Here is a 12041-nt window from a genome sequence, read left to right on the forward strand (position 1 = left end):
AATCAGAAAGAAAATGAAAGCAATATTTAAAAGCCTTTTGGCAATAGTTTGTTTAATAGCCTTTAGTACAGGTACGAACGCACAACAAGTGGCATCCACCACGAGTAAATTAAGCATGGGTAAGGTAGAGCCTTACGAAATGCAAGTAACGTATAACAAGACCTCTCATTTGATATTCCCGGCGGCAATCCGCTATGTGGATTTGGGCAGTGAATACCTGATTGCAGGAAAAGCCGAAGATGCGGAAAACGTATTGCGTGTAAAAGCTACCGTTAGGGATTTTGAAGAAGAAACCAATTTTTCAGTCATTACCGATGACGGACGTTTCTACAATTTCAACGTGTTTTATAGTAGCTATCCTGCAACGCTCAACTATGACTTGCTAACGATGCAAAAAGCATCCGACAGGGAAAACGGTAACGATGTGTTGTTTGAAGAATTGGGTAGCAACTCGCCATCACTGGCAGGCTTGCTCATGGAAACCATTTACAAAAAGAACAAAAGAATTGTAAAGCATATCGGGGCAAAAAGCTACGGCATCCAGTTCTTGCTGAAAGGCATATACGTTCACAACGGTAAGTTCTATTTCCATACGGAGCTGCGCAACCAAAGCAATGTGCCATTTCAGATTGACTTTGTGAACTTCAAGGTCGTGGATAAGAAAGTAGCGAAGCGCACCGTGGTACAGGAAAAGCCGATGAACCCGTTGCGTATGTACAAACCGCTCGATGAAATTATGGGCAATACTACCGAGCAAAACGTGTTCCTGCTCGACCAATTTACGATAACGGATGATAAAGTATTGGTGATTGAAATCTTTGAAAAGAACGGTGGAAGACAGCAAATGCTTGAAATCGAAAATTCGGATTTGGTACATGCCAAACTGATAAACGATATGCACCTAAAAATTAATTAACCCAAACAGAAAGAACAATGTTAAAATACATTTTTGCCGTGATGTTTGCCATGTTGAGCATTACGGCAGTACAGGCACAAAGAATGACACCCGGACAAAAGGGGCTGGAAATAAACGCAGGTTTATTGTCCAAAGAAATAAGCGACAATTACTACCTGAATTTGACCTTGACCGTTTACGGAAAGAACGGTAGCTATTGGATATGGGGGGCTGAATATACCCACGGGCTTGCCGATTACAGGACTGTACGGATACCGCTCGAAACCTATACAGGCGAAATGGGTTACAGTCTTCAGCTATTGGGCGATGCAAGAAAAACGTTCACCTTAAACGCCGGGCTTATGGCCGTGGCAGGCTACGAAACCATTAACCGCAGTGAGGCAAGACTGTTTGACGGTTCAAAAATCCTCGATAAAGACAATTTTATCTACGGAGCCGGAGGGCGTTTGTCTTTTGAAACCTATTTATCTGACAGGTTGGTGCTGCTCCTGCAAGGTCGTACCAAAGTATTATGGGGTACGGATTTAAAACAGTTCCGTCCATCAGCAGGCGTTGGGCTAAGATTTAACTTTTAAAAAGAACAACAATGAAACGATTATTAAGTAAAAGCAAAATTTTATGGATGCTTGTCCTGGTCTTTACAAGTGCCATCATGTTATCGTCCTGTGATAAGGATGAATTGGAGATACAACAGAATTATCCGTTTGAGGTTAAGGTAATGCCAGTTCCGGGAGATGTAGCGAACGGACAGACCGTTGAAATAAGGATTACGATAGAGCGAAGCGGAAACTTCAACGATGCGGAATACTATATACGCTACTTCCAGTTTGACGGACAAGGTACATTACGGTATCATAACGAACCAGTGTATCAGCCCAACGACCTTTATCCGTTGCCAGCAAGACAGTTCAGGTTGTATTATACTTCACAGTCCGCCGTTTCGCAGTCCTTTGATATTTGGATAAGCGACAATTTCGGAAATGAAAAACAGGTCAGTTTTCAGTTTAACAGTAGTGATTAACAACATAAAATCCTGCCGAATTGTGGCAGGATTTTTTCATTTAGAAGCCTCTTACTTTATGGTTTTTTAGTAAATTTAAACAGTAGAAATAAATAGGTCATCGTTATGGTTGCATCATTGGTTATAGGCATAATATTTTTAGTTACGGGCTTGGGATTGCGTTATTGGATTAATCGCAGAAAGTTTTACAGGCGAAGCCCTATGGGAGCGGAGGGGTTTTCAAGCTATGAAAAGTCAGTTGCCATTAAGTTTATCGAACGGGTCGGCAAATGGGCAGCTTATGCCTTGATTATATTCGGGCTATTGTCGCTATGGGTCTATTCCCGTGAGAAAAAAGAAATTACTACCAAAAATACGGAAGTGCAAAAACCACGATAATCAGCAATACAAATATTATATAGAACGGTACAGGTCTTTAGGGGACTGTACCGTTTTCTTTTGAGCCAACCCTTAGAACGCTGAATTAAACTATTAACCATAAATAAGCAGAAAGATAAAATACACGGTTGTGTAAGAGAACCAACATTGTTATCTTTGCTATGTAAAATATAGAAAATACTTGAAGTGTTTTTGCTTTAAGTCCCACATTGAAAACTGGTAATTTTTAGACAACGGGACAAATAAGTAGGAACGCTCACGTCAAAAGCGTGGGCGCTCGCTTATTCGTTGTCGGGCATACCAGTGCCTCAATGTGCGGTAAGTGTAGTTGCCTGCGCTTCTTTTTTGTTGCAGGCTCCGACACTGAAAAAACGTACATTATGGACACTGCAAACAATACCTATCCTGACTTAAAATTTCCTTCTTCCGAATTATCGGCTTTTGCGGTTACTATCGACTTTTTTATCATATCCTTCAAAAATGGCAACCTGATACACTTCGTACCTGATAATGTACAGACGTTTTACGACTGGCTGATTGCTCATGGCGTAAGGGATATACAAAAGGAAAATCCTACCGCTATAACACCAAACAGAGAAAGTAAAGGATGGTTCAAGCGCAAAAAACAACATGAAAAATTATGAATAACGGGAATATAATTCGTGTAGCGGTTATAAATTACCATGCACAACTTCGGGATATATCTGTAAAACAACTTGAAAATGCAGGTTTCAATATATTTTTCCAAGCGGATAATGGGCAACAAGCCCTTGAAAAAATAACGAGCGATGGTTTACCGGATGTTTGTATCGTAGAAGAGGATTTTGCAACGACTAAATTGCTGCTCGAAAAATATCCCGATTTAAACGTATTGATTTCGAGCATGGATGATGACGAAAGAAGCGTGAAAGATATGCTGAAAACGGGTGTATCAGGCTATATACTGAAATATGCCGACCCTAACGAGATAGTAACCGCCGTTAACGCATTGAACGGAGGCAAAAAATATTTCAGCGTGGGAATTAGCGGGATAGCTAAGGAATATTTAAAAGGGCAATCATAATCTTTGGTTTCTTTGCTACTTTCTTTTTCGCCAACTCACGAAAGAAAGTAGTCCGTTCCAAAAATAATAAATGGGATAATGAATATCCCACTAAAATTTCCGCAACATGTTTGGCAAAATGTATCGGATGGAATGGTGCGCAGGCATTGCATTTTGACAAAGGGGTTGTACCGTTTTAAGGCAAAAAGACTGTTCCGACCATCGGTAGGATCTGTCTTTTTGCCCCCCCCCCGATTTTTCGGGTCAGGCTATGGGAACGCTTACCGCTCCCGTAAATTCAATTTGACATAACTTATTCCTCCTTCAAAGAGGTTGCTATCATTTTAGCATAACCGAAAAGCAAGTGTATAGCCTCTTTCAGCTTACGGTCGCATTCTTTCGTGTCCGCATACTCTAACAGGCAGTTTGTTAGAAATATGGCATTGTATCCGTCGAATAGTTGGTCGGAAAATACCCGTGTGCTACGGTGTAACATCACGTTGTATTGCTTTAATATATGTTCGGTATTGCCTACCAAGCCAAACCAAAAATCAGCGGTTATGAGGGTTTTGTCTGCCCAAATGCTACGCATATATTCCTCCTGCGTTCTGAAACGCTCCGTTTCCTGTTGTACAAAAACGGTCAATTCCTTTAGGGTTTCAGGGAATAGCTTTGCAAGCAAATACGCCCTTTCAACGTTGTTCATTTCTTTTAATGCTTTCATCTTTATTGATTTTTTAAAGGCGACCACCTTTGCAGGCGGTCGCCTGTGATTGAAAAATTGTATTTATGAATTGTAGAATACATAGCCGCTATCGCTCCAATAGTCGCCCAAAAACAAGTCCCTTGCATACGCCTCATAATCAAAGTATCTTTTTGCGAAGTCGGGTAAATTCATTTCTTCTACTTGTTCATAGGCAAAATCTTCTTCGGTGTTATATTCCCCGATATAGTCGCTTTCAAAGGCACTGATTAAGTCGTCTATATCTTCGTCTGATAGGCTATGATGCCCGTTATTGCACCATATTAAGAATGGCTCTTTTTGGTTTTCGTCCATATTCCCGAAAGCCTCTATAACCTGAAATATGTTGTTGCTCATCCCGTATTCACTGATTAAACCCTCCGGGATATTTTCATAATCCTGAAACATAAATTCGGGGTCTTCCTCATCGTTGTGAAGTTCTTTACAGGCTGTGTAAAATTCTTCTTTGTCTGTATAGTCGGATAGGTTTAACCATTTTCCGAATATTGAACCCTCATTGTATTTATGGTATGTTCCTACATATACGCTTGCTTCTGATATATTGATTTGATGTGTCATTTCTTTAGTGTTTAATCGTGATTTGAATTGATTTTTTTTCTGATTTATTCGGTAATGAGAGGAGGTGCTGTTTCGTTTCATTACCATTTCCAATGCTGTTAATCTTCATGCTTGACATTTTTTTTATTCGTCTAAAGAGCCGGAGTATGCTATGTTTCGTTTCACGAGCAGTTTAGGTTAGTGTTTAGGAGGCACAAGGTTTTGAAAAAAAATACTTACCCAACGGGTGGAGATTTTTTTTCAAACTTGCATGACCTTTTGCCTCCGTTAAGAACACGTCCAACCTTTGCTCTTGACAACGGGACAAAACCGCATACTGGCTCTTTGAATAAAAAAACAGGAGTGGAAACAATGAAGATTACATTGGCAAATGGTTCCCAATGGATTGAAACAACAGTTCTAATTCACTGAATTTTTGAACACCAAATCATAACACATTCGATGACAATCAAAGCCAAATAGTGCTACCGGAAGCCAGTTTCAAATATCCTTTCTGTCAGCTCTCTATGTTTGTTTGTGCGGGCTATTCCGCATGGTTAACAGGTGAAAATGAGTTGAAGATGGAGAAAGAAAAAGGGAACGAATTAACTCCGGAAAGAGTTATGCAAATCTTGAAAAAGAAAGGAACGGAAGTAGATATAGAGGAAGCTAAAATCATCTTGGCATTTGTCCAAAAAATTGCTCACATAGCAGTTAACCAGTATCTAAGGGGAAACCTCTAATCCAGTAGAACAAGAAAAGTTGTTGTGATGAGAAAGGCAGATTTGTACATACGTGTATCGACCGATGAGCAGGCGGACAAGGGATATTCGCAACGTGACCAGGAAGAACGTCTACGAAAATATTGTGAAATAAAAGGTATTTCAATAAGGGATGTCTATATAGAAGACCATTCGGCCAAGTCTTTCAAACGCCCCGAATGGCAGAGATATTTATCCAACCTACGCAAAACCAAAAATAGTAAGTCAGGAGCATTTTTACTATTTACCAAATGGGATAGGTTCAGCAGAAATGCTGGAGATGCCTATCAAATGATTAATCAATTGCGGACATTCGGTGTTGAACCGGGAGCAATAGAACAACCCTTAGACCTGACCATTCCCGAAAATAAAATCATGCTGGCATTCTATCTCGCTGCACCGGAAGTTGAAAATGACCGGAGGGCGCTTAATGTTTTCCACGGAATGCGCAGGGCAAAAAAAGAGGGACGGTATATGGGTACGGCTCCATTAGGATATATCAATAAAATAACGGAGGATAAAAAGAAATTTATTGCTCCACATGAAGTTGAAGCTCCCGTTTTGAAATGGGCATTTGAGCAGATTGTAGCAAACAATTTCAATACCGAACAGATATGGAAAATGGTGCGGGAAAAAACCGATGGTAAAGGTAGGTTTAGTAAGAATAATTTTTGGGTAGCCTTGCGAAACCCATTGTATTGCGGCAAGATTTTCATTCCTCCATACAAAGATGAGCAAGGGTACTTCGTGGCTGGACAGCATGAACCGCTAATCAGCGAAAAGATGTTTACGGATGTTCAAGATGTTCTTGATGGAAGAATGAGGGAAATAAAGCCCAAAATAGTGGCAATGGACAATCTGCCACTTAGAGGCTTTCTAAAATGTCCTAAATGCGAAAGGATGTTGACGGGGAGTGCCTCAAAGGGAAAAATGGGTAATTACTACAACTATTATCATTGTAGTTCTTCTTGCGGAACACGGTTCAGGGCGGAAGCCGCAAATGAGGCATTTATAAAACAATTGAAGTATCTATCTCCAAAGGAGGGTATGGTGGATATTTTCATTGAAGCCTTTATAAGAGACTTCAATAATAAAACTAAAGCCCAAAACAGTGAAAGAACCAATATCATAAGTGAGATTGATACATTGAACAAACGTTATCAAAATGCACTATTAAAGAACGCAGATGGTGAGATGGCAGATGATGATTTCCAAGAAGTGAAGAAATTGACCAAAGGCAGGATTGAAAAATTGGAGGGACAGTTGAATGCTTTAGCATCGGTAGGAACTGAAATTAGGGACTTGGTAGCATCTACCTTAAAAAAGGTCGCAAACATTGATAGACGCTATGAAAACGGGGATATAGAAGAAAAAAGGACAATAATAAGTTCGATGTTCCCTGAATTTTTGGAATTTGACGGGACACGACATCGAACTCGAAAGATAAATTCTGCGATAATGCTTATTTATCAGAATACCAGCAAATTACAGGGTAAAAAAAATGGGACAAGTCTATCATTTTTAGACTTGTCCCAAGACGTGACCCGGCTGGGATTCGAACCCAGGACCCATACATTAAAAGTGTATTGCTCTACCAGCTGAGCTACCGAGTCAGTTTTTACTTCTTATGTTTCCATATTCAAGCAAATCCTTTATTTAAGGGACCGCAAAGATAATAATTATCTGTTTGAATCCAATCTTTTCTGAACATTTTCTGGTTCCCAGCCTTGTATTTAAATGTAAACAACAGGCAGACAGGCAGATTAATTTATATAAAATCAAAAAGATAATCTGTAGTAAATCCCGCTACAAAAAATGGATGATCAAGTCTGATCATCCAATTGTGACCCGGCTGGGATTCGAACCCAGGACCCATACATTAAAAGTGTATTGCTCTACCAGCTGAGCTACCGAGTCGGCCTTACTTTTTATGTTTCCATTTTTAAGTAAATCCCTTTGTTTAAGGGACTGCAAAGATAGTAATTATACATTTAATTCCAATTTTTTTTGAATGTTTTTACCCTAAAAAATCTTAATCAGAATGCAATATTCTGTTATTAAACCAATTACCGTATCAATACTTAATGTATATTTTGTGATCTGGTATGAAAGACTATATGTAAATTGGATCATTTAGACATTTGGTCAAATCAAAAATAAAACATATCTTAGCAACTAAGATAATCATATACTAAAATAAATGAATAAAAAGGTAATCCGGCAATTTAGGGAAGCCAGCAGACAATACTCTGATGCATCTGTATTTATGCATGAAGCTATTGCCAGAAAAGCAGGTCTCTCAAGTGCAGACCATAAATATCTGGGGCTTATCCTTCAGTATGAATCCATAACAGCCGGGGAAATCTCAAAAATAACAGGGCTTACTACCGGTGCTGTAACAGGTTTGATAGACCGGTTGGAAAAAAAGGAACTGCTTAAAAGGCAGTTTGCCAAAGAAGACAGAAGAAAAGTTTTTATCATTCCTGACCTTGAAAACAGCATGAAATTACTGGGGCCGATTTTTGATGAACTGCAACAAAAAACAACCGCTCTTATTTCAACTTTTTCAGAGACCGAAATAAAAATCATTGAACGCTATTTTAAAGAAGCGACCTTAATTATGAAGGAAACTGCAGATCACTTAAACAATACATAAAACCATGGACAGCTTAACAACAACCTATGTAACACGGGCCGAAATATGGCTGGGAATTACAATTTTACTTTATTTCCTGATGAACGGAGCCCAGATTTTTGAAACGTTTGTATTTGTACCCAAATGGGCTTCATCACCTCCTGACAGTCTGAAGCTGCTTTCAGATGGAAAAGGAATAAGCCTTAAAGTTTTCTGGATTATATTTCATTCACTGCATGAAGCAGCATTTATTCTTGCGATCATATTTTGCTGGAAAATTGATCCGGTAAGAAACTGGCTCCTGATTTTATTTGTCGTTCATGCATCCTTAAGGATCTGGACCTTATCATTTTTTGCTCCCAATATCATTCATTTTCAAAAGATTGCAGAATTGCCGGGTTTCTCAGAGGATCTGACTCAGAAGATTTCACTTTGGCAAACTCTCAACTATGTGAGGGTTGCTATCTTCGTTGCTGTTTCACTGGGATTTATTCCCCTGCTTATTAAAATCTTTAATTTACGTTGAATAAGAGTATGATCATTCCTCATTCCTGGATCCTGATAACTACTTGATATCCGGGCCATTTCATTTATCCGGAACTACTTCAAACAGGTTAAGGAATATAATTAAGCATTTCAGGCCCAAGGATTTCCCTTATTTTAACAGCTTTGCTTATATTTTGATCAGAGGTTTCCATATTATCATCCAAATCTATTATTATTCCGTTTTCAGAATCGTGAATACGGATGGTATCAGGTAAAGCCCTTGCTTCATTTCTATTTTCAAAATAAGTTAAAAAACCAACCCATAAGTTTTGTCCGGCAGTTTTCACTTTACGTCTGAATTCATTCGAAATAATAACAGCATATATTAAGTCTCCTGATAACTCTATAGATTTAATGATTTTTATAAGAGATTCTTTGGTAATATCATTAAGAAACTCATCAGAAAATTCAATATTAATTAAAGCGGTTTTGTTTTTTTCAGCTGCTCCCTGGGTGATATTTACAGAAATATCACTTACCTCACTTTTTTCCCTGCTTATATACACTAAGGTGTTAAATCCTACCCAGCTTTTTGAATTTTCATGAAGATCTTTATCTTGTCCGTCCTGATTTGAAAAGACATCTTCTTCTTTGTTATATATAAGTATTTTGTCAAGGTTCTGACCGTTAAAATCCATTAAGTCATTCTGAAAATAAAATTTGGAATCTGTACTATCATCCCATGTTGACACCATATGGAGGTCATTGAACTTATTTTTTATATTTATAATAATATTTTTGCAATAATCAATAAATTCATGGGCAGACATTTCCCTGTTTTTCAAACGGCTAATCAATTTTATTTTTTCCATATTTTATTTATTTTGGTACCACGATCACATCAATATCTATATTTGCATCATCAAATAAGTCAGCTAATTCATCTGCTTTTTCCTGGGTGGGAACATGCCATTCAAGCTTTGAGCCTGCTTCCTGAGCGATCTCAGCATCTTTTCTGGCGGAATCAAGCATTTGCTGCCTTCTTCTTCTTGCCCAGTCACTATCTCCTTTAGGCGGCCATTTGTCCCAATCTTTAGAGTCTTGCAGCGTATTTGTATCAGGGTCATATCCATCGAATTTTTTTTCTCCGCTCTTCATTTTATCTGTCTTTACAACGTACTCTGTATCGTCCGGTGCTCCCGTTGTTTTCTTCTGATACTCTGCCCCTGCTTTGGGTGAATGCCGGTTTTCCCATGTTCCGGGCCCGCCATCACTTTCTCCGATTTTATAAGATGGCTTTTTGATCGTTCCATCTGTAACTTTGGCAATATCCGCCCCTTCTTTTTTAGCAAGCTGCTCCAGTGTTTCAGCAATGCCTTTTTTGGTTCCGGCTTCCACAACATCATCTGCTCCTTTTTTTACTCCCTGTTCTACAGCTTCTTCTACGCCTTCTTTAACTGTTTTCTCTACAACCGCTTCAGCTCCTTCCTTTAAAACTGTTTTTCCGGCAGTAGCTGCCAGGGATGTTCCTCCTGAATACACTGCTGCTGCTGCATCAGGAATAAACTCTCCTACAGTAGTTCCTATTTTTCTGGGGTTTTCAGCTACCCACCCTGCAGCATCTTGTGTACCTTCCCAGGCTGCATTTCCTGCATCTACCCAGTTCTGGCCATCACTGGCCCAGTTCCATGCTCCTTCGGCCGCATTGCTCCAGTTTTCCCCTTTGCTTGCCCAATCCCATGCATTTCCCACACCTTCAGTAGTTGCATTCCAGGCATCGCTTACCATTCCGCCCAATCCTTCTGCAGTGCCTACAGGATCTTGCCCGACCTGATAGATGGTTTCTCCCAGCCCTACTACACCATTCACAGCACCTTCAACCAAGCCTGTTCCCAGATCACTGAACCAATCTGATACCCCCGTTACCGGTTTCATCCAGTCCGGAAGCATCTGATCCCGGATATCACGGGATTTTTTGTTCTGCTCAGCCAGCCAGTCAAAACCTTCTTTTATATAATCAGTAGGCATTTTTCCTTCACCTATACCATACGATACTGCAGCTGCCCTGTCAAAAAAGATACTGATCTTCCCTCCAAATATACAATTACAAAAAGAATCTTCCAACAGCATTCTGCTTCCGTTTATTTTAACACCATCTTTTGGCTGCTGCCATCCTGTGGGAACAGTTGGAAGACATGAAACTCCTGTTGCCCATTTTAAAGGATTGGTACAGAGTCCCATTGGCTTGATATTGAAAAAAGGAAGAAAATCCAGCTCAGAAGCCATAGGAACGCTATATATTGTAGTGTTCTTATTATTGCTTACTCTTAGAGTAGAAGGGCTTGTTCCTTTGTCGCAAGCTAAAAAAGCACCTTCAGGTACATATTTTTTTGCCATAATGCGATGTTTTAGAGGTTAATTTTATCTGAACTCAGAATTACATGGGTCAGTCTTCTGAAAATATTTTCCAGTTTATTTAAATTTTCCTGAGTCTCAAGGACTATCTTACCAGGAACATTTAGCAGCTCCGACACTTTACAGCTTCCAACCGTACACCAATACTCCCCGTCTGCATATATATGCCATTCAGCAGGAACTGTAACCTTCAGTATTCTTTCATCCTCAAAAAGAAGATAATAACGGTCATTCTGGAAAACAATATCAAGCAGTTGGACGGTCATGAATAGCTTTTAAAATATTTTTTTCTTCACGGTATAAACTTCCCGGGATCTGTGCCAGGCTCATACACATGCTTTGTTCAGACCAGGGCCATTCTTCAAGAAGATAACGTTCCATATAGTTCAATTGCAGGAGTGTAGGCACACGGGGACGGTTTTTTAAAATGCGGATCATAGCTGTAACTTTATCCTGTTCAAACCGGTTTTCATCTATACTTCCCTTTACATCAATCTGGTATCTGCCATCTTCCAGCTCTGAGATTTTTTCTTCGGTGGTAATGGGAACACTCTTTGCAGCAATAAAATTCGGAAGTTCACGATAACCGCTGATGATTTGATTTTTTTTAAATTCTTTCAGATGAATACCCGGAAAAAGTAACTGATAGGGCATTGCAAAACGAAAAGCTTCTGCCAGACGCTTACCATCTTCAAGAAGTTCTTCAACTCCTTTAATAAAAATTTCACGATATCGCTCATTTCTGTGTTTCAGAATAATTTTCGGTTTTATTTCCCTCCACTTATTCTGAACCTCATCAATATTGATAATTTTTCCGAGCTGCCCATTTTCATTGAGTGTACAAACAATTTTTTCCCTCAGCTGATGAAGGTCCCCCACCCATTTATACATACCCTCTGTATTCGTCTGTCTGTAAAGCGGCATTTCTACTGTAAATACAGGTTTTTCCTGTTCAAAAGAAGATAATGTCACCTTTAGTTCCGCTTCAATGTAGTTCTCATTCCGAAGACCCTGAAACTGATATCTTTCTTCCCTCAGGAATGTATACTTCCGAAATTCTCCTTTGTTATCTGTATTGACCTGCATG

General features: G+C 39.3%; 14 protein-coding genes, 2 tRNA genes and 1 pseudogene. 9 read left to right on the forward strand and 8 right to left on the reverse strand.

All coding sequences use genetic code 11. The annotated features are described in order from the left end of the window. Nucleotides 1-13: 13 nt before the first annotated feature. From traN to DRF59_RS00940, 5 genes are all read left to right on the forward strand, one after another. On the forward strand, nucleotides 14-916 hold the full coding sequence (traN, locus tag DRF59_RS00915) for a conjugative transposon protein TraN (protein ID WP_115956645.1): 903 nt from the start codon (nucleotides 14-16) through the stop codon (nucleotides 914-916). Nucleotides 917-933: 17 nt separating this feature from the next. Further along, on the forward strand, nucleotides 934-1491 hold the full coding sequence (locus DRF59_RS00920) for a conjugal transfer protein TraO (protein ID WP_115956418.1): 558 nt from the start codon (nucleotides 934-936) through the stop codon (nucleotides 1489-1491). 11 nt (nucleotides 1492-1502) lie between these two features. Then, nucleotides 1503-1937, forward strand: a complete 435-nt coding sequence (locus tag DRF59_RS00925; protein ID WP_115956419.1) for a DUF3872 domain-containing protein — start codon at nucleotides 1503-1505, stop codon at nucleotides 1935-1937. Nucleotides 1938-2695: 758 nt separating this feature from the next. Next, the gene (locus tag DRF59_RS00935; RefSeq protein WP_115956421.1) at nucleotides 2696-2959 is read left to right on the forward strand and encodes a hypothetical protein; all 264 of its coding nucleotides are present in this window, start codon (nucleotides 2696-2698) and stop codon (nucleotides 2957-2959) included. After that, complete coding sequence (locus DRF59_RS00940) at nucleotides 2956-3378, forward strand: response regulator (RefSeq protein ID WP_115956422.1); 423 nt, start codon at nucleotides 2956-2958, stop codon at nucleotides 3376-3378. The genes DRF59_RS00935 and DRF59_RS00940 overlap by 4 nt, the downstream gene beginning before the upstream one ends. A gap of 292 nt (nucleotides 3379-3670) precedes the next feature. On the opposite strand, the gene DRF59_RS00945 is transcribed toward DRF59_RS00940, so the two are convergent. Together DRF59_RS00945 and DRF59_RS00950 are read right to left on the reverse strand one after the other, a co-directional pair. Beyond that, nucleotides 3671-4081 carry a hypothetical protein gene (locus DRF59_RS00945; RefSeq protein ID WP_123873639.1) on the reverse strand — a complete coding sequence of 137 codons (411 nt, stop codon included), beginning with the start codon at nucleotides 4079-4081 and terminating at the stop codon, nucleotides 3671-3673. Nucleotides 4082-4144: 63 nt separating this feature from the next. Then, the gene (locus DRF59_RS00950) at nucleotides 4145-4678 is read right to left on the reverse strand and encodes an antirestriction protein ArdA (RefSeq protein WP_115956646.1); all 534 of its coding nucleotides are present in this window, start codon (nucleotides 4676-4678) and stop codon (nucleotides 4145-4147) included. Nucleotides 4679-5238: 560 nt separating this feature from the next. Between DRF59_RS00950 and DRF59_RS20875 the strand changes: the two genes are divergently transcribed. Together DRF59_RS20875 and DRF59_RS21050 are read left to right on the forward strand one after the other, a co-directional pair. Beyond that, nucleotides 5239-5400 (forward strand): hypothetical protein, encoded by a 162-nt coding sequence (locus DRF59_RS20875; RefSeq protein WP_167456628.1) that lies wholly within the window; start codon nucleotides 5239-5241, stop codon nucleotides 5398-5400. 27 nt (nucleotides 5401-5427) lie between these two features. Further along, nucleotides 5428-6432 (forward strand): annotated as a pseudogene (locus DRF59_RS21050) (recombinase family protein); the annotation flags it as partial. Nucleotides 6433-6958: 526 nt separating this feature from the next. Here the strand turns inward: DRF59_RS21050 and DRF59_RS00970 are convergent. Together DRF59_RS00970 and DRF59_RS00975 are read right to left on the reverse strand one after the other, a co-directional pair. Then, nucleotides 6959-7031 (reverse strand) — tRNA-Lys (locus DRF59_RS00970). 231 nt (nucleotides 7032-7262) lie between these two features. Further along, nucleotides 7263-7335 (reverse strand) — tRNA-Lys (locus DRF59_RS00975). Nucleotides 7336-7618: 283 nt separating this feature from the next. Here DRF59_RS00975 and DRF59_RS00980 point away from each other — a divergent pair. Together DRF59_RS00980 and DRF59_RS00985 are read left to right on the forward strand one after the other, a co-directional pair. Beyond that, a complete protein-coding gene (locus DRF59_RS00980) occupies nucleotides 7619-8074 on the forward strand; it encodes a MarR family winged helix-turn-helix transcriptional regulator (protein ID WP_115956426.1) in 456 nt (151 codons plus the stop codon). A 4-nt stretch (nucleotides 8075-8078) separates the two neighbouring features. After that, nucleotides 8079-8579: a transposase gene (locus DRF59_RS00985; protein WP_115956427.1), complete on the forward strand. Its 501-nt coding sequence runs from the start codon at nucleotides 8079-8081 to the stop codon at nucleotides 8577-8579. An 88-nt stretch (nucleotides 8580-8667) separates the two neighbouring features. On the opposite strand, the gene DRF59_RS00990 is transcribed toward DRF59_RS00985, so the two are convergent. Genes DRF59_RS00990 through DRF59_RS01005 form a run of 4 tightly spaced genes read right to left on the reverse strand, consistent with a single transcriptional unit; the run spans nucleotide 8668 to nucleotide 12040 of the window. Continuing rightward, nucleotides 8668-9411 carry a hypothetical protein gene (locus DRF59_RS00990; protein WP_123873640.1) on the reverse strand — a complete coding sequence of 248 codons (744 nt, stop codon included), beginning with the start codon at nucleotides 9409-9411 and terminating at the stop codon, nucleotides 8668-8670. A 7-nt stretch (nucleotides 9412-9418) separates the two neighbouring features. Next, nucleotides 9419-10936, reverse strand: a complete 1518-nt coding sequence (locus DRF59_RS00995; protein WP_115956429.1) for a PAAR-like protein — start codon at nucleotides 10934-10936, stop codon at nucleotides 9419-9421. Nucleotides 10937-10947: 11 nt separating this feature from the next. Continuing rightward, on the reverse strand, nucleotides 10948-11220 hold the full coding sequence (locus DRF59_RS01000) for a hypothetical protein (protein WP_115956430.1): 273 nt from the start codon (nucleotides 11218-11220) through the stop codon (nucleotides 10948-10950). Continuing rightward, nucleotides 11201-12040 (reverse strand): hypothetical protein, encoded by an 840-nt coding sequence (locus DRF59_RS01005; protein WP_115956431.1) that lies wholly within the window; start codon nucleotides 12038-12040, stop codon nucleotides 11201-11203. Before DRF59_RS01005 ends, DRF59_RS01000 begins: the two co-directional genes overlap by 20 nt. Nucleotide 12041 lies beyond the last annotated feature (1 nt).

Source organism: Chryseobacterium flavum (assembly GCF_003385595.1).
GTDB classification, from domain to species: domain Bacteria; phylum Bacteroidota; class Bacteroidia; order Flavobacteriales; family Weeksellaceae; genus Chryseobacterium; species Chryseobacterium flavum.